This window comes from Cupriavidus respiraculi (assembly GCF_914271545.1).
Taxonomy (GTDB): domain Bacteria; phylum Pseudomonadota; class Gammaproteobacteria; order Burkholderiales; family Burkholderiaceae; genus Cupriavidus; species Cupriavidus respiraculi.
This window is the reverse complement of sequence record NZ_CAJZAH010000002.1, coordinates 304,384-320,391: the sequence shown is the minus strand read 5'-3', so window position 1 is coordinate 320,391 and position 16,008 is coordinate 304,384. Positions and strand designations below refer to the sequence as shown.

At 69.1% G+C, this 16,008-nt stretch carries 14 protein-coding genes; 4 read left to right on the top strand and 10 right to left on the bottom strand.

The window, feature by feature from the left end; translation table 11 throughout:
* Nucleotides 1–5: 5 nt before the first annotated feature.
* Nucleotides 6–3,488 carry a transcription-repair coupling factor gene (mfd, locus tag LDO27_RS08985; protein WP_224041247.1) on the bottom strand — a complete coding sequence of 1,161 codons (3,483 nt, stop codon included), beginning with the start codon at nt 3,486–3,488 and terminating at the stop codon, nt 6–8.
* Between the two features lie 265 nt (nt 3,489–3,753).
* Here mfd and ispD point away from each other — a divergent pair, with 265 nt between their 5' ends.
* Together ispD and ispF are read left to right on the top strand one after the other, a co-directional pair.
* Entirely contained in the window at nt 3,754–4,539 is a 786-nt protein-coding gene (ispD, locus tag LDO27_RS08980) for a 2-C-methyl-D-erythritol 4-phosphate cytidylyltransferase (RefSeq protein ID WP_377747205.1), read from the top strand.
* Complete coding sequence (gene ispF / locus LDO27_RS08975; protein ID WP_224041243.1) at nt 4,536–5,045, top strand: 2-C-methyl-D-erythritol 2,4-cyclodiphosphate synthase; 510 nt, start codon at nt 4,536–4,538, stop codon at nt 5,043–5,045. The genes ispD and ispF overlap by 4 nt, the downstream gene beginning before the upstream one ends.
* A 38-nt stretch (nt 5,046–5,083) precedes the next feature.
* Here the strand turns inward: ispF and LDO27_RS08970 are convergent, their stop codons facing one another.
* The 5 genes from LDO27_RS08970 to ompR form a co-directional block, all read right to left on the bottom strand.
* The gene (locus LDO27_RS08970) at nt 5,084–5,668 is read right to left on the bottom strand and encodes a GNAT family N-acetyltransferase (protein WP_222201176.1); all 585 of its coding nucleotides are present in this window, start codon (nt 5,666–5,668) and stop codon (nt 5,084–5,086) included.
* Between the two features lie 174 nt (nt 5,669–5,842).
* Nucleotides 5,843–6,364 (bottom strand): carboxymuconolactone decarboxylase family protein, encoded by a 522-nt coding sequence (locus tag LDO27_RS08965; RefSeq protein WP_222201175.1) that lies wholly within the window; start codon nt 6,362–6,364, stop codon nt 5,843–5,845.
* A 130-nt stretch (nt 6,365–6,494) separates the two neighbouring features.
* Nucleotides 6,495–7,043 (bottom strand): peroxiredoxin, encoded by a 549-nt coding sequence (locus LDO27_RS08960; protein WP_222201174.1) that lies wholly within the window; start codon nt 7,041–7,043, stop codon nt 6,495–6,497.
* 217 nt (nt 7,044–7,260) lie between these two features.
* Nucleotides 7,261–8,619, bottom strand: a complete 1,359-nt coding sequence (locus LDO27_RS08955; RefSeq protein WP_222201173.1) for an ATP-binding protein — start codon at nt 8,617–8,619, stop codon at nt 7,261–7,263.
* Nucleotides 8,620–8,634: 15 nt separating this feature from the next.
* The gene (gene ompR, locus LDO27_RS08950) at nt 8,635–9,357 is read right to left on the bottom strand and encodes an osmolarity response regulator transcription factor OmpR (RefSeq protein WP_006576352.1); all 723 of its coding nucleotides are present in this window, start codon (nt 9,355–9,357) and stop codon (nt 8,635–8,637) included.
* Nucleotides 9,358–9,512: 155 nt separating this feature from the next.
* On the opposite strand from ompR, the gene LDO27_RS08945 reads away from it, so the two are divergent.
* Complete coding sequence (locus LDO27_RS08945; RefSeq protein ID WP_224041241.1) at nt 9,513–10,067, top strand: hypothetical protein; 555 nt, start codon at nt 9,513–9,515, stop codon at nt 10,065–10,067.
* Nucleotides 10,068–10,113: 46 nt separating this feature from the next.
* Here the strand turns inward: LDO27_RS08945 and LDO27_RS08940 are convergent, their stop codons facing one another.
* The 4 genes from LDO27_RS08940 to hpnC form a co-directional block, all read right to left on the bottom strand.
* Nucleotides 10,114–11,376, bottom strand: coding sequence for a Zn-dependent hydrolase (locus LDO27_RS08940; protein ID WP_224041239.1), 1,263 nt, complete (start codon nt 11,374–11,376; stop codon nt 10,114–10,116).
* A 42-nt stretch (nt 11,377–11,418) separates the two neighbouring features.
* Nucleotides 11,419–12,813: a hydroxysqualene dehydroxylase HpnE gene (gene hpnE, locus LDO27_RS08935; RefSeq protein WP_224041236.1), complete on the bottom strand. Its 1,395-nt coding sequence runs from the start codon at nt 12,811–12,813 to the stop codon at nt 11,419–11,421.
* Nucleotides 12,786–13,622 carry a presqualene diphosphate synthase HpnD gene (hpnD, locus tag LDO27_RS08930; RefSeq protein ID WP_224041234.1) on the bottom strand — a complete coding sequence of 279 codons (837 nt, stop codon included), beginning with the start codon at nt 13,620–13,622 and terminating at the stop codon, nt 12,786–12,788. Before hpnD ends, hpnE begins: the two co-directional genes overlap by 28 nt.
* A gap of 65 nt (nt 13,623–13,687) precedes the next feature.
* Nucleotides 13,688–14,569 carry a squalene synthase HpnC gene (gene hpnC, locus LDO27_RS08925; protein ID WP_224041232.1) on the bottom strand — a complete coding sequence of 294 codons (882 nt, stop codon included), beginning with the start codon at nt 14,567–14,569 and terminating at the stop codon, nt 13,688–13,690.
* Between the two features lie 265 nt (nt 14,570–14,834).
* On the opposite strand from hpnC, the gene LDO27_RS08920 reads away from it, so the two are divergent.
* Nucleotides 14,835–16,004, top strand: coding sequence for an efflux RND transporter periplasmic adaptor subunit (locus LDO27_RS08920; protein ID WP_224041230.1), 1,170 nt, complete (start codon nt 14,835–14,837; stop codon nt 16,002–16,004).
* Nucleotides 16,005–16,008 lie beyond the last annotated feature (4 nt).

Here is a 16,008-nt window from a genome sequence, read left to right as displayed (position 1 = left end):
AAGTTTCAAGCCAACTGGCGCAGCGCATGCTTGATGGTCTGCGCGCGCACGGCCACGTCGGGCATCTTGGCCTCGATGCGCAGCTTGTCCTGCCCGGCCAGCTTGATGTGCCGGTTCTTCTGCACCAGGTCGATGATCTTGATCGCGTCGATGGGCGGGTTGGGCACGAACTGCATGCTGATCGTGGCCTCGCCCGCGTCGATCTTGCGCACGCCCAGCGGCAGTGCGGCGATGCGCAGGCGGTGCGTCTCGATCAGCGCCTGCGCCTGCACCGGCAGGCGGCCGAAGCGGTCCACCAGCTCTTCCTGGATATCGTCCACGCGCTCGGCGGATTCGCAGTTCGCGAGCCGCTTGTACAGCGACAGCCGCTCGTGCACGTCGGTGCAATAGTCGTTGGGCAGCAGCGCCGGGGTGCCGAGGTTGATTTCGGTGGTGACCGACAGCGGCGCCATCAGGTCGGGCTCCTTGCCCGCCTTCAGCGACTTGACGGCGGCGTTGAGCATGTCGGTATAGAGCTGGAAGCCGATCTCGTGGATCTCGCCGGACTGCTTGTCGCCCAGCACCTCGCCGGCGCCGCGGATCTCCAGGTCGTGCATGGCCAGGTAGAAGCCCGAGCCCAGTTCCTCCATCTGCTGGATCGCCTCGAGCCGGCGCTGCGCCTGCTTGCTCAGGCCATCGACATCGTTCACCAGCATGTAGGCATAGGCCTGGTGATGCGAGCGGCCGACCCGGCCGCGCAGCTGGTGCAGCTGCGCGAGGCCGAACTTGTCGGCGCGGTGGATCAGGATGGTGTTGGCGGTTGGCACGTCGATGCCGGTCTCGATGATCGTGGTGCACAGCAGGATATTGTCGCGCCGCGCCACGAAGTCGCGCATCACGCGCTCCAGCTCGCGCTCGTGCATCTGCCCATGGGCAACCGCGATGCGCGCCTCCGGTACCAGCTCGGCCAGCCGCGCGCGCTTGTTCTCGATGGTCTCCACCTCGTTGTGCAGGAAGTAGACCTGGCCGCCGCGCTTGAGCTCGCGCAGGATGGCCTCGCGCAGCACGCCGTCTTCCTCGCGCCGCACGAAGGTCTTGATGGCCAGGCGCTTCTGCGGCGCGGTGGCGATCACCGAGAAGTCGCGCAGCCCTTCGAGCGCCATGCCCAGCGTGCGGGGAATCGGCGTGGCGGTCAGCGTGAGCACGTCCACCTCGGCGCGCAGGGTCTTCAGCGCCTCCTTCTGGCGCACGCCGAAGCGGTGCTCCTCGTCGATGATGACCAGCCCCAGGCGCTGGAACTTGACGTCGTCCGACAGCAGCTTGTGCGTGCCGATCACGATATCGACCGTGCCATCGTTGATCTGCTTGATGGCCGCCTCGATTTCCTTCTTCGTCTTGAAGCGCGACAGCTCCACGATGCGCACCGGCCATTCCGCGAAGCGGTCGGACAGGGTCTGGAAATGCTGTTCGGCCAGCAGGGTGGTCGGGGCCAGCATGGCGACCTGCTTGCCGCCCATCACCGCGACGAAGGCCGCGCGCAGCGCCACCTCGGTCTTGCCGAAACCCACGTCGCCGCAGACCAGCCGGTCCATCGGCTTGCCGGAGGTCATGTCGGCGATCACCGCGGCGATGGCGGCGGCCTGGTCGGGCGTTTCGTCGAAGCCGAAGCTCTCGGCGAAGGTCTCGTAGTCCTTCGGCGACAGGTCGAACGCATGGCCCTGGCGCAGCGCGCGGCGCGCGTACAGGTTCAGCAGTTCCGCCGCGGTATCGCGGATCTGCTGCGCGGCCCGCCGCTTGGCACGGTCCCACTGGCCCGAGCCCAGGTGGTGCAGCGGCGCGGTCTCGGGATCGGCGCCCGAGTAGCGTGAGATCACGTGCAGCTGGTGCACCGGCACGTACAGCTTGCTGCCCTTGTCATAGTCCAGATGCAGGAATTCTTCCTCGCCCTGGCCCATGTCCAGCGTCACCAGTCCCTGGTAGCGGCCGATGCCGTGCTCGCTGTGCACCACCGGATCGCCGATCTTCAGCTCGGCCAGGTCGCGCACCATGGCGTCGACGGTGCTTGCCTGCTCCTGCTTGCGGCGTCCCGAACGGCGCGCGGTACCGGCGTACAGCTCGGCCTCGGTCACGAAGGCGACGCCCGCCTCGGGCAGCACGAAGCCGCTCTGCAGCGGCGCCACCGAGATCGAGAAATGCGCTTCGCCGGCGACGAAGGCGGCGAAGTTGTCGGCCGGATGGGGCCGCAGTCCGCTCTCGTTGAACAGCTGCAGCAGAGTCTCGCGGCGACCGGCGGAGTCGGCGCACATCAGCACGCGCAGCTCCTTGCGCAGCAGCAGCGCTTCCAGATTGACCAGCGGATCTTCCGCGCGCCGGTTGACCGAGACATCGGGCAGGGTGGCGGAGAAGGGCGCGGCCTGCGCATCGTCGGCCTTGGCCGGGCCCTGCTGCAGCACCAGCCGCGCCATCGGCTTGGCGGCGGCGAAGAACTGTTCCTCCGACAGGAACAGGTCCGCGGGCGGCAGCAGCGGCCGCTCGCGGTCATGGCGCATGAAGTTGTAGCGCTGCTGCGTATCGGTCCAGAAGCGGCGGATGGCTTCGTCCACGGCGCCGACGTATGCGAGCTGCGTGTCCGCGGGCAGATAGTCGAACAGCGTGGCGGCGGCCTCGAAGAACAGCGGCAGGTAGTACTCGATGCCGGCCGACGGCACGCCGTTGCCGATGTCCTTGTAGATTGGCGACTTGGTCGGATCGCCCTCGAAGACCTCGCGCCAGCGGCCGCGGAAGGCGGTGCGCGCCGGGTCGTCCAGCGGAAACTCGCGGCCGGGCAGCAGCCGCACTTCCTTGACCGGATAGAGGCTGCGCTGCGTGTCCGGATCGAAGGCGCGGATCGTCTCGATCTCGTCGCCGAACAGGTCGATGCGGTACGGCAGCGCCGAGCCCATCGGATACAGGTCGATCAGGCCGCCGCGCACGCTGTACTCGCCGGGCCGCATCACGGCGCTGACGTGCTCGTAGCCGGCCAGCGTGAACTGCGCCTTCAGCGCGGCCTCGTCCAGCCGCTCGCCCTGCTTGAAGAAGAAGGTGTAGGCCGCCAGGAACGCCGGTGGGGCCAGCCGGTACAGCGCGGTCTGCGCCGGCACCAGCATCACGTCGCATTGGCCCGTGTGGATATCGTGCAGGGTCGCCAGCCGTTCCGACACCAGGTCCTGGTGCGGCGAGAAGCTGTCGTAGGGCAGCGTTTCCCAGTCGGGCAGCACGCGCACGCGCAGTTCGGGCGCGAACCACGGAATTTCCTCGGCCAGCCGCTGCGCGTCCATCGCGTTGGCGCACATCACCGCCAGCATCGGCACGCGCGCACGGTGCTCGCGGGCATAGGCCGCGAGCGCCAGCGCATCGGCCGAGCCATGCAGGCCGGTGACGAGATGGCGCTGGCCCGGCTTGACCAGCGGCAGGGAGATGGACAGCGAGGACAGCGGTGCGGTCGGCGAGTCGTTGCGTGCTTGGGGCATGAGAGGGCGGTCTGTAAAACGACGACGCCCCGCCGGCGGCGCGGGCGGGGTATCGTTGGGAGGAACGGCGGGAAGACGGCATGCCGGCTTGCGTGGTTCCCCGTGTTGTTCTTGCACTGCGGTTGCGTGGCTTCCGGCTGGCCCGGGCGGGCTTCCCGCGGGAAGCCCTGTCGGCGGGCAAGGGCCGTATTATAGAATGCGCTCCAGTTTGCGGCCGGCCGCCGTCTTCTGGCGCGCCGGCGCCGCCGTTGCCTCACGGCCTGATATTTTTTCCTTCCCCCCCACGCCCGTGTCCGATCGACGCTTTGCCCTGATTCCCTGTGCCGGCACCGGCAGCCGCGCCGGCGGACCCCTGCCCAAGCAGTACCAGACCGTGGCCGGCCGGCCGATGATCTGGTACGCGCTGGCCGCCTTCGCCGCGAGCGAGGCCATCAGCGCCACCGCGCTGGTGCTGGCGCCGGACGACATGCCGCTGGAAGCGCGCTTCGGCGCCGCGTCCTTCGCCGGCCTGCGTTTCGACACGGCCTTCGTCGGCGGCGACTCGCGCCATGTCTCGGTGCTCAACGGCCTGCATCACCTGGCGCAGCTCGGCGCGACGGACCGGGACTGGGTGCTGGTGCATGACGCCGCCAGGCCCGGCGTGACCCCATCGATGATCGACACGCTGGTGCGCGCGGTCGAAGGCGATGGCGACGAAGCGGCCATCGGCGGCATTCTCGCCGTGCCGGTGCCCGACACCCTCAAGCGCGCCGATGGCACCGGCGACACGGTGCTGGCCCGCATCGGCGCCACCGTGCCGCGCGAAGGGCTGTGGCAGGCCCAGACGCCGCAGATGTTCCGCCTTGGCGTCCTGCGCCAGGCGCTGGAAGACGCGCTCGCCAGCGGCGCCGTCGTCACGGACGAGGCCAGCGCGATCGAGCGGCTTGGCCTGCGGCCGCGGCTCGTCAACGGGTCGCTGCGCAACTTCAAGGTAACCTACCCCGAAGACTTTGCCCTGGCCGAAGTGCTGCTCGGGGCGGGCCGGGGCCGCTCAGGAGAGACCGCACCATGACCCCTTTCGATATTCGCGTTGGCCAGGGCTACGATGTCCATGCGCTGGTTCCGGGCCGCAAGCTGGTGCTGGGCGGCGTCGAGATACCGCATGACCGGGGACTGCTCGGCCATTCGGATGCCGATGCGCTCTTGCACGCGGTGACCGACGCGCTGTTCGGCGCCGCGGCGCTGGGCGACATCGGCCGGCATTTCCCGGATACCGATCCGCAGTTCGCGGGCGCGGACAGCCGGGTGCTGCTGCGCGAGGCGGTCAAGCGCGTGCGGGAGGCGGGCTTCGAGGTCGCGAATGTCGATGCCACCGTGATCGCGCAGGCGCCGAAGCTGGCGCCTCACATTCCGGCCATGGTGGCCAACCTGGCCGAGGACTTGGGCATGCCCGCCAGGCGCTGCAACGTGAAGGCGAAGACCAACGAGAAGCTGGGCTTCGAGGGGCGACAGGAAGGAATCGTCGCGCAGGCCGTGGTGCTGCTGTGGCGCGGCTCGATCGTGGCGCCGCAGGACTGAAGCGGCGGGCCGGCGGGGGCTGCCGCACGCCCGAGCGGCTAGACGACGGACGACAGCGTGGGGTTCTCCGTGCGGGGCTCGGGCGTGATCACGTAGACGTAGTCGTTCAGGCGCTCCATCGGACCCGAGCGCGCCCCGGCGACGGTGCGCTTGGTGAAGCCCATCTGCTCGCACAGCCGGTTCGCCGCCGCCATCTCCGGCATGGTCCGCACGACCAGCGCTTCGGCGCCGATATCGCGGGCGCGCTGGATGCAGATCTGCATCAGCGTATGCCCCAGGCCCAGACCGCGGGCCTGCGGGCTGACCGACAGCAGCCGCGCTTCCGGCTGCGTCAGCGTGACGGTGCTGCCGTCCAGCGCCTGCAGCGTCGCGCCGGGATGGCAGAACAGCACCGCGCCGCTGATGCCGTGGCCGGTCTCTGCGACCCACCATTCCATATTGACGTTGCTGGTCGCCAGCACGGACTGCATGCCGCGCTGGAACGACGCGCGGCAGTCCTCGACGATTTCCAGCTCGTATTGCCCGTAGGCTTCCTGTGTGACGGTCGCGATGTCGCCCCAGTCGGACGCCGTCGCGAGACGGTAGTGGAAGCGGGGGGAGGTCGGCGAGGGCAGCGTGCTCATGATCGTCCGATTTGCAATGGCCTGAGTCGATTGTAGGCCGGACGGTGCACAAAGACAGTCGGTGAAACGCCGACGAAGCGGTGGGCGGGTAAAAATAACAACAGGGGCATGCTGCTCCCCCTCCCGCGGGCGGGAGAAGGAGCAGACCACGGTCAGGCCGTCACCCGGCGGCCATTACTCCGCCGCGATCACATTGGCCGCCGCGCCGATCACGGCGGCGATACGGCCCACGTCGCGCAGTTGCTGCGCGGTCATGCCTTGCTCGTTCTTCAGCAGCTGGTAGTGCGACTTCACGCAGAAGTGGCACTTGCCCACGATGGACGCGGCCAGCGCGTACATCTCGAAACGGCGCTTGTCGACGCCGCCGTGCGTGGCGTAGGCGTTCATGCGCAGCCCGGCCGGCTGGCTCGCGAGATCCGGATCGCCGGCCATCTCCACGTACGGGTACCAGAGGTTGTTCATGCCCATCAGCGCCGCGGCGGTCTGCACGGCGGTCACTTCCTCGGGGGTCAGCACGCCGGCGTTGCGGATGGCATCGACGATGACCTTGCTCTTGGCGGCGAAGGCGGCGGCCAGGGCCACGCCCACCGCATCGTTGCCTTCGAGCGAGGAGCGGGCGATGGTGCCGTCCAGGTTCAGGCGGATGTCCTTGGCGTAGTCGGGAACAAGATTTTTGATCGTGCTGATGAATTCCATCGAAAACTCCTATCGCGTTGGGCTCAAAAAACCCGCGTTCGCGGGTTGGATGCGGAGGGCAGGGCCCTCCGCGCATTTCGCGGCGCTGGTGTCGCGACGGAGTCGCTCACAGCGCATCGACATGCAGTCCTTACAGCGTGGCGCCGCCGACAGCGCGGTTGCACGGGCACAGCTCGTCGGTTTGCAGGCCGTCCAGCAGGCGCAGGATTTCGTCCGGGTTGCGGCCGACGTTCAGGTTGTTCACCGACACGTGCTGGATCACGTTGTCCGGATCGACGATGAAGGTGGCGCGCAGTGCAACGCCCGCAGCCTTTTCGCGCACGCCGAGCTGGTCGATCAGCGAACCGGTCGTGTCGGCGAATTGCCACTGGTTCAGCTTGTCCAGGTCCTTGTGCTCACGGCGCCATGCCAGCTTCACGAACTCGTTGTCCGACGAGCCGCCCAGCACGATCGCGTCGCGGTCGGCGAAGTCGTTGTTCAGCTTGGCGAAGGCCACGATTTCGGTCGGGCACACGAAGGTGAAGTCCTTCGGGTAGAAGTAGATGACCTTCCACTTGCCTTCGAACGACTTTTCGGTGATGTCCTCGAAGGCCGACTGGCCGTTCTCTTCGTGGTTGTTGAAACCCGGCTTGACACCGACGACGTGGAAGGCTTCGATCTTGTCACCAACGGTCTTCATAGACTTCTCCTGATACGGTTGAACAGAGACGCAAGCGGTGCGCCAATGGCGGCGCCAAAGGCGGCAGCGCAACGAAGGGGAAGTATGCAGCAAGCCGCCGCCCGGGGCTAATTGATAATCTCAAAGAGGCCGATAGGCGCGCCGGCCGCGCGAGCGCAGCGGCAATATAGAGCGGGCCGATGACGCTGTGATGATGGTGCGGCGCACCGCGTCGTTTTCAAGCCTTCTTGGGCGCGCGGAAGAAGGCTTTCACCACCAGGCCCCTGTCCGGCGGCGTGCGGTTGGCCAGCAGCAGGCGCCCGCCGTTGCGCTGCATGATCCGGTTGACGATCGACATGCCGAGGCCGGCGCCCTTGGCCTCGCTGCGCGCATCGTCCAGCCGATAGAAGGGACGCGTGAGCAGCGGCAATTGCGCCTCCGGGACGCCCTCGCCGTGGTCGGCCACGCACAGCACGGCTTCCTTGTCGGCGTTGTGCGTGGTGATCTCGACTTCGGCGATGCCGGACTCGGCGCCCTTGGCATAGCGCCGCGCGTTCTCCACCAGGTTGTCCAGGATGCGCTGCACCTCCATGCGGTTGGCCACCGCCATCACCGGTTCGTCCGCGCGTACGTTGACGCGCACGTCGTCGTGCGCGGCATAGACGCTCACCGCGTCCTTGACCAGCGCGGAGAGGTCGACCGGCTCGAAGCTTTCCTGCGCGGGACGGGCGTAGTTCAGGAACTGGCCGATGATGGCGTCCATCTGCTCGATGTCGGTGATCATCGCGTCGCGCGTCGTCTCGTCGGCCGGCGACATCTCGGTCTCCAGGCGCAGCCGCGTCAGGGGGGTGCGCAGGTCGTGCGAGATGCCGGCCAGCATCACGGCCCGGTCATCGTCGAGCTGGCGCAGGTCGCGCACCATCTGATTGAAGCTGTGGTTGGCCTGCGCGACTTCGCTGGCGCCGTGTTCCGGCAGCGGTGGCGGGGCGCCGCCCGAGCCGATGGCGCGCGCTGCGTCGGCGAGCCGCTTGAGCGGCCGGTTGACGCGCGAGGTGATGAAGGCCGCGCCGATGATGGACAGCAGCAGTGCGGCGATCGTCCACCACAGCCATTGCACGCCGGTGACCCGCTCGAAGCGCTCGGGGCTGATGGCGACCCAGTAGTCGTCGCCCTCGATCTCGAAGCTGACCCACACGCCGGGAATATCGTTGACCGTGGTGGCGAGAACGGTGTCGTCGCCCAGCCGGCCGCGGATCTCCTGCTGCACGAGCGGCGTCAGGAACGGATTGGCACCGGGCACGGTGAACTCGTCGTCCTCCTCGCGCGGATAGACCTTGATGCCTTCGTTCTGCACGAGGTCCAGCAGCAGGAAGCGCCGGCGCGCGGGGTCGGAATAGAGCAGGGCGGCGCGCGTGAGCTTGACCACGCTCACCACCTGCATGGCGATCTGCTGCGCGCGCGGCGCGCGCTCGAACAGACGGTAGCTCTGGAACCAGATACCGAGCGAGATCGCCAGCAGCAGGGCGATCAGCATGAAGGTTCGCCAGAACAGCGAACCAAAAAAGCGCGTCGCCGTACGGCGGATGACGGTCGCCAAGATGCCGGCCGTGCCTTATTTCACGCCGTCGGGAATGAAGACGTAGCCCAGGCCCCAGACGGTCTGGATGAAGCGGGGGTTGCCCGGGTCCGGCTCGATCAGCTTGCGCAGACGGGAAATCTGTACGTCCAGGCTGCGGTCGAACACCTCGTATTCGCGGCCGCGGGCCATTTCCATCAGCTTCTCCCGCGACAGCGGCTGGCGGGGGTGGCGGGCGAAGACCTTGAGCACCGAGAACTCGCCGGTGGTCAGCGTGATTTCCTCGTCGTTCTTGGTCAGCGTGCGGGTGGCCAGATTCAGCACGAAGTCGCCGAAGGCGAAGGTCTCGGGCGTTTCGGACGGGGCGCCCGGCACTTCGGCCGGTCCCTTGCGGCGCAGCACCGCATGGATGCGCGCGATCAGTTCGCGCGGATTGAAGGGTTTGGGCAGGTAATCGTCGGCGCCCATTTCCAGGCCGACGATGCGGTCGACGTCCTCGCCCTTGGCGGTCAGCATGATGATGGGCGTCTGGTCGTTGGCGCCGCGCAGCCGGCGGCAGATCGACAGTCCATCCTCGCCCGGCATCATCAGGTCGAGCACCAGCAGGTCGAAGCGCTCGCGCAGCCAGAGCTTGTTCATCGCGGTGGCGTTTTCCGCCACCAGCACCGTAAAGCCCTGCTCGCCAAGATAGCGGCGCAGCAGGTCGCGCAGACGGGGATCGTCGTCTACGACGAGGATCTTGTGGCTGGTATTTTCCATGGCGGTATCTTAGCGATTAACGCTTTCGCTCAAAATGGCTTAACAAAAAATTACACACTTTACCTTGGTCGCGCGGCGGCGTACGGCAAGGCTCCGCTTACACTGCGGGCTCGCTGATTTTTGCCACGAAACAGGGCCTTTCGGGCAGTGCGGCGATGCTGTTATGTTGGGGGGCGCACGATGGTTTCGCCACGTCGCCGCAGGCGGACCGCCAGGATCCGCGCCCCGGCCAGCCGGCAGACGCGGGTATTAAGCGCGCGGATATTCAAGCAGGGTACGCCATCCCAAGTACGCCATTATCAATGAAAGTCAAAAGCGACCGCCCGGGGACATTTTCGCAGCATCGTTCGCGCATCCGGCGCGGTGCGGTCGCCGCCGCGGTCGGCGCCACCATCGGCAGCGCGATCGCGCTGCTCCTGGCCGCCACCCCGGCGGCCGCGCAATCTCCTGGCATCGAATTCCTGCGGCAGGGCAACGGCCGGCCGAGCGCCCATGCCGGCCGCAAGGCCGACGCGCCGTCGCGCGCCGAGCGCGATCGCCAGGCCCACCGTGAAGCGCGTGCCCGCGCGCTCAGGCACCGGGCCGAGCAGCGCGAAGCGAACGAACGCGCGCTGCGTCCCGCGAATGGCTCCAAGCTGTCGCCCGACGAACGCCGCAAGCTGCGGCAAAGCCTGCAGGATCTGGGCCGCGAAATGTACAAGGGCGGCTGAGCCGGCCCTTGCCTTGCGGGTCCGGGGCGCCGGCGCCTCCCCGCTATCAGGCCTTTGGCCTGAAATGCCGCAGGAAATCCACGAACACTTCCGCCGCCAGCTGCGCGTCCTCCGCCGTGATCGTCTCGAGCGGGTTGTGGCTGATGCCGCCGTTGCCGCAGCGCACGAAGAGCATCGCCACGTCCGTGATGCGATGCATCATCATCGCGTCGTGCCCGGCGCCCGAGGGCAGTTCGAAAGCCGGCAGTCCGCGCTTGGTCAGCACGGCCGCGAACTGCTGCATCAGCCAGGGTGCGCATGGCGCGTTGTTCACCGGCGGCACCCGTTCCACCTCGGCCGTCAGGCCCCGCCTGGCGGCGATCTCGTGGATGCCCGCGACGATATCGGCGATCGCCGCTTCGCGGATGCCGTCCTCTCCCGCGCGGATATCCATCGAGAACTGGCAGGCGGCCGGAATGACGTTGCTCGATCCGTCCGGCACCTGCAGCTGCCCTACGGTCCCGACCAGCGTCGGCACCGCGCCGCAGCGGCGCTCGACCAGCAGCACCATTTCCGCCGCGCCGGCCGCCGCGTCCTTGCGCATCGTCATCGGCGTCGTGCCGGCATGGCTGGCCAGCCCCTGCACGCGCACCTGGAAGCGGCTGCTGCCGGCGATCTGCGTGACCACGCCCAGCGGCAGGCCATGATGCAGCAGCACCGGTCCCTGTTCGATATGGACCTCCACGAAGCCCAGCAGGCGCGACGGGTCCACGGCGCCCGCGCGCAGCGCGTCGAGGCCGCCGGCGCCGGGCAGCCCGGAGGCGTGCAATGCCTCGCGCAGGGTGATGCCCTCCGTATCGGTGCGCTCCAGCAGCGCCGGATCGAAGCGGCCGGCCAGCACGCTGCTGGCCAGGAAGCTGGTCTTGAAGCGCAGCCCTTCCTCCTCGGCGAACGCCACCACCTCGAAGTGATAGGGCAGGCGAATGCCCTGCGCGTTCAGCGCCCCGATTACCGCGATGGGCAGCAGGATGCCGAGCCGTCCGTCATAGCGCCCGCCGTTGCGCACGGTATCGAAATGCGAGCCGGTCATCAGCACGCGGGCATCGTCGCCGGCGGCCGGGTCCGCGGCATAGCGGCCGATGACATTGCCGATGGCATCCACGCGCACGGTCATGCCGGCCGCTTCCATCCATTGCGCCAGCTGCGCGGCGGCCGCGCGATGCGCCGGCGTCAGGAAGGCGCACGTCAGCCCGTTCTCCATGTCGGAGAAGCGGGCGAGTTCGTCGGCCCGGTCAAGAATGAGCTGGCCCAGGGTGGCGGAGGCGGTCATGGCAATGTGTTTCCGTGAAGGTTGGCGGGATGAGCGGCGGGATCAGGGCTCGGCTTGCATGCACAGCGCGGCCGCGGCGGAGCCGCTCAGCATGGCCGCCTCCAGCGTGGCCGGATAGGGACCGTCGGTGTAGTCACCGGCCAGCAGCAGGCCGGCAACGCCGGTGCGGTTGTGCGGGCGCGCCAGCCCCGGCACGCAGCGGAAGGTGGCGTGGCGCTCCGCGATGACGAAGTCGCCGCGCGGCTGCGCGAGGCGATTGGCTTGCGGCAGGCAGGGCGCGAGCTGCCGTGCCAGTTGCGCGCGCACCCGCCGCGCGAGTTCGGGCTGTTCGAGATCGCCCTCGGCATCGGCGGCGCTGATCACCACCGACCAGACATTGTCGTGCGCTGCGCCGCCGTTGCCCAGCGCCGCGCGGTCGAACACGAACTGGGCGGGGGCCTGGGCGCCGGCGTCCAGCGCGAGGAAAGGGCGGGGCAGCCGCAGCGCGCCGACGTTCAGGTGCAGCGTGACGATGGGCGCGTAGGCAAAGCCGTCGAGCATGGCCAGCGTCGGCGCGAGCGCGCTCGCCTGTTCCCGCAGCGGCGCCAGCAGGCGCGCGGCGGGGCGCGGCGCAGTGGCGATCACGACGCTGTCGACGTGCGTGGCGCCGCTCGCCGTATGCACGACCCAGCCGTGGCCACGGGCGCCATCGCGCGACAGGGCCCGTACCGTGGCGCCGGTCGCCACCGTGCCGCCGGCCTGCCGCACGACGTTGGCGGCGGCCTCCGGAAAGACGCGGCTCAGGTCCAGGCGAGGCACCAGCATATCGCTGTCGCTGCGCGCTGCGAACACGCTGTCGCGCAGCACGCGGCGAAACACGGCGGCGTCGGCCTGTTCCGGCGGCGTATTGAGCGCGGCGACGCACAGCGGATACCACAGGCGATCGCGCAGCGCGCAGGGCGTGGTCGATAGCCAGGCAGCCACCGTTTGCGGCCGTGCACCCCGTTCGCCGGCGCGCACTTCGCTCAGCACGCGCGCCAGCGCGGCGCGCTCGGACCACGAGATGCCCCGCGCCCGCAGGCCCATGCCGAGCAGATGCAGCGGCGCCGGCCAGCGCGGGGCTTCGAGGGTCCAGCCGTCGGGATAGGCCATCTGCAGCGGCAGGCGCAGGAAGGCGACGTCGGGATCGACGCCGGCGCGGCGCATCAGCGCCAGCGTGTGGCGGTAGGCGCCGAGCAGCAGATGCTGGCCGTTGTCCAGCTCGCCCGCCACCTGCGGATGCGCGCGCGCGACGCGGCGTGCGCGCCCGCCGAGCACCGGCGCGGCCTCGAACACATGCACGTGCCGCCCCGCCTGCGCCAGTTCCAGCGCGGCGGCCATGCCGGCCCAGCCGCCGCCGACGATGCCGATGCTGCCGCCGGTGCCGGGGATCAGCGGTTGCGGATCCACGTCTTCCATGCGATCCACAACTTGCGCATCGGTGTGAGCGAGATGCGCTGGTGCAGGACTTCGAAGTTGCTGGCTTCGATCTCGTCGAGCAGCGTCTGGTAGATCGCCCCCATCAGCAGCCCCGCGCGCTGGGCCCGGCGGTCTTCGCGCGGCAGCAGCGCCAGGGCCTCGCGATACAGTTCGCGCGCCTTGTCCGCGTGATAGCGCATCAGCGCGACAAAGCGCTCCGAATGCTTGCCGTTGAGGATCTCGGACGCCGGAACCTGGAAGCGCTGCAGCGTATTGACCGGCAGGTAGATGCGCCCGCGGCGCGCATCCTCGCCAACGTCGCGGATGATATTGACGCGCTGCAGGGACAGCCCAAGTTTCTCGGCGAACTCGAGCGTGCGCGGATCGGTATAGCCGAAGATGCGCGCGCTCATGGTGCCGACCACGCCGGCCACGCAGTGGCAGTAGCGGTCCAGCGCGATTTCGTCCAGATAGCGCGTCTGCGTCAGGTCCATTTCCATGCCGTCGATGACCTCGGCCATCATCGGCTGGGTCAGGCCGCACGGAGCCAGATGCGGTTGCAGGGCCTGGGTGACGGGATGGGTGGGTGCGCCGGAGAACAGCCTGGCCAGTTCCGCGCGCCACCAGGCCAGCTGCTGCTGCGCGACGCCGGTGTCGTGGTTATCGTCGACGACGTCGTCGACCTCGCGGCACCAGGCATACAGCGCGGTGATCGCGCGCCGCCGCTCCTGCGGCAGGAACAGGAAGCTGTAGTAGAAACTGGAGCCGCTCTGGGCCGCTTTGTCTTGGCAGTACTGATCGGGCGTCACGCCGGTCTCTGGCTCGGTAGGTGGGGGCGGTCGTTCGCGCTGGGAAACCGGTGGCGGCGCCGCCGTCAGGGCCGCCGCATCCGCGCCGCGCGCCACAGCATCACGATCCAGTCCGCGGGACCGAGCTTGGGCCGGTGGCGAAAGACGTCGAAGCCGGCCATCTCGATCCGTTCGAGGATGCGCAGGCCGCCCTGGACGACCAGCCGCAGCTCCCAGCCGATGCGCTTCTCCAGCGTGGGCGGCAGCGTCAGCGCGAGCGAAGCGCCGGATTGTAGCATCGCCCTCGTGCGCATCTGCAGCTCCCGCATCAGCGCGATCCAGCGCGCGTCGCAGCGCTGCGCGGCCAGCGCGGCCAGCGCGGCCTCGTCCACGCCGTGGCGCGCCATCGCGTCCGCAGGCAGGTAGATGCGGCCCCGCGCGTGGTCGATCGCCACGTCCTGCCAGAAGTTGGCCAGTTGCAGGCCCGTGCAGATCGCATCGGCCTGGGCCAGCCGCTGGGCGCTGACCGCGCCGTACAGATGGAGCATCAGCCGGCCCACCGGATTGGCCGAGCGGCGCGAGTAGTCCAGCAGGCTGTCCCAGTCGGGGTGGCGGTGTACGGTCACATCCTGCCGGAAGGCGTCCAGCAGATCGTGGAACAGCGGCAGCGGCAGCGCGTGTTCGGCGATGACGCCGGCCAGCGCGCGCATCGCCGGTGTGCCGGGATCCTCGCCGGCGCCGATGCGGTCCAGCGCGGCCGCCATGTCGGCCAGCGCGGCCAGGCGTTCGGCGGGGGCGGCGTCGCCTTCGTCCGCCAGATCGTCCGCGGTGCGGGCGAAGTGATAGATCACCGCGACCGATCGCCGCAAGCGGCGGGGCAGCAGGATGCTGGCCACCGGGAAGTTCTCGTAGTGGTCGACGTTGAATTCCGGCGTCGCCGCACTGGCGGGCGCTTGGGGCTGGGGCATCGGGGCTGCAGGGGCGGGCAATATGGGCGAGCATTTAACCACACGACGAACGTGTCCCGGGGCGCCTGGGCGCCGGCTGCCATGCCCGCCCACGGGTCGATCCGCGCTCTCGGAGCGCCGCCCATGCCGTTACGCCCGCCGTTTGTCGCGCCGCGTTTGACGCACACGGAGCGGCTCGATATATTGCTGACCGGCCGGTTATTTATTGCCGTCCTGCTGTTTGGCCGCGCCCCGCCATGCCGTTTCACCGGAACAGATGCAACCCATGCCAGTGCCTCGCCCAGGGCCGGAAGTCGCGGCCGCCATTGCCCATTCCGTACCGTATCGCCGCCAGCCCGGCGCCGCCGCCGTCGCCGCGCTCGCTTTCGCGGGGCTTGCCGGTCTGCTCGCCGCGTGCGGCAAGACATCCGAGCCCGAGCCCGTGATCCGGCCGGTGCGCTTGATGCAGCTGGAACCGGCCCGCGGCCAGACCGCCTGGGAATATTCCGGCGAGGTGCGGCCCCGCATCGAATCGCGGCTGGGCTTCCGCGTCAGCGGCAAGATCGCGGCGCGCCTGGTCGATGTCGGCGCCACCGTGCGCCGGGGACAGCCGCTGGCACGGCTGGATCCCACCGACCTGACCCTGGCCGAGGCCGGCTCGCGCGCCCAGTTCGAATCGGCGCGCACCGATCGCGACCTCGCCGCAGCCGACCTGAAGCGCTACAACGATCTGTTCGCCAAGGGCTTCATCAGCGCCGCCGAGCAGCATCGCCGCCGCGCGACCTACGAGGCGGCCGAGGCGCGCGTGAAGCAGGCCGAGGCCGCATTGCGCACCCAGGCCAACCAGACCGGCTACGGCGTGCTGCTTGCGGATGCGGACGGGGTGGTGACCGCCGTCGATGCAGAAGTCGGGCAGGTGGTCTCGCCCGGCCAGTCGGTGATCCGCGTCGCGCAGACCGCCGAAAAGGAAGTTGCGATCGGCGTGCCCGAGGACCAGGTCGACCAGCTGCGGGGCATTGCGGACGTGACCGTGCGCACCTGGGCCGCGCCCGACCGCGTCATGCCGGGACGCGTGCGGGAAATCTCTCCCGCGGCCGATCCGGTCACGCGCACCTACGCCGCCCGCATCACCGTGCCGAACCCGCCCGCCGACCTGAAGATCGGCATGACCGCCGTGGTGACCTTCGTGCGCAACGGCGCCACGCCGGCGATCCGCGTGCCGCTGACCGCGCTGCTGCAGGAGCAGGGGCGCAACCAGGTGTGGGTCTACGACGCGCAGTCCGGCAGTGTGCGCCCCGTGCCCGTCACCCTGGGCGAGCCGCAGGGCAACGACATCGTGGTGACGCAGGGCCTGGCCCCCGGCCAGACCATCGTCACCGCCGGCGTGCATCTGCTCAAGCCCGGCCAGAAGGTCCGGCCGATGCAAGCCGTGGCGGCCTCCGCCCCGGGCGGTTGAAGGG

Bases quoted from the DNA above. Each gene is read 5' to 3' on its own strand.
- LDO27_RS08920 (WP_224041230.1), top strand. From the start codon at position 14,835: ATGCCAGTGCCTCGCCCAGGGCCGGAAGTCGCGGCCGCCATTGCCCAT.
- LDO27_RS08940 (WP_224041239.1), bottom strand. From the start codon at position 11,376: ATGACCGCCTCCGCCACCCTGGGCCAGCTCATTCTTGACCGGGCCGAC.
- hpnC (WP_224041232.1), bottom strand. From the start codon at position 14,569: ATGCCCCAGCCCCAAGCGCCCGCCAGTGCGGCGACGCCGGAATTCAAC.
- LDO27_RS08965 (WP_222201175.1), bottom strand. From the start codon at position 6,364: ATGGAATTCATCAGCACGATCAAAAATCTTGTTCCCGACTACGCCAAG.
- ompR (WP_006576352.1), bottom strand. From the start codon at position 9,357: ATGGAAAATACCAGCCACAAGATCCTCGTCGTAGACGACGATCCCCGT.
- mfd (WP_224041247.1), bottom strand. From the start codon at position 3,488: ATGCCCCAAGCACGCAACGACTCGCCGACCGCACCGCTGTCCTCGCTG.
- LDO27_RS08960 (WP_222201174.1), bottom strand. From the start codon at position 7,043: ATGAAGACCGTTGGTGACAAGATCGAAGCCTTCCACGTCGTCGGTGTC.
- LDO27_RS08945 (WP_224041241.1), top strand. From the start codon at position 9,513: ATGCTGTTATGTTGGGGGGCGCACGATGGTTTCGCCACGTCGCCGCAG.
- hpnE (WP_224041236.1), bottom strand. From the start codon at position 12,813: ATGGAAGACGTGGATCCGCAACCGCTGATCCCCGGCACCGGCGGCAGC.
- LDO27_RS08970 (WP_222201176.1), bottom strand. From the start codon at position 5,668: ATGAGCACGCTGCCCTCGCCGACCTCCCCCCGCTTCCACTACCGTCTC.
- ispF (WP_224041243.1), top strand. From the start codon at position 4,536: ATGACCCCTTTCGATATTCGCGTTGGCCAGGGCTACGATGTCCATGCG.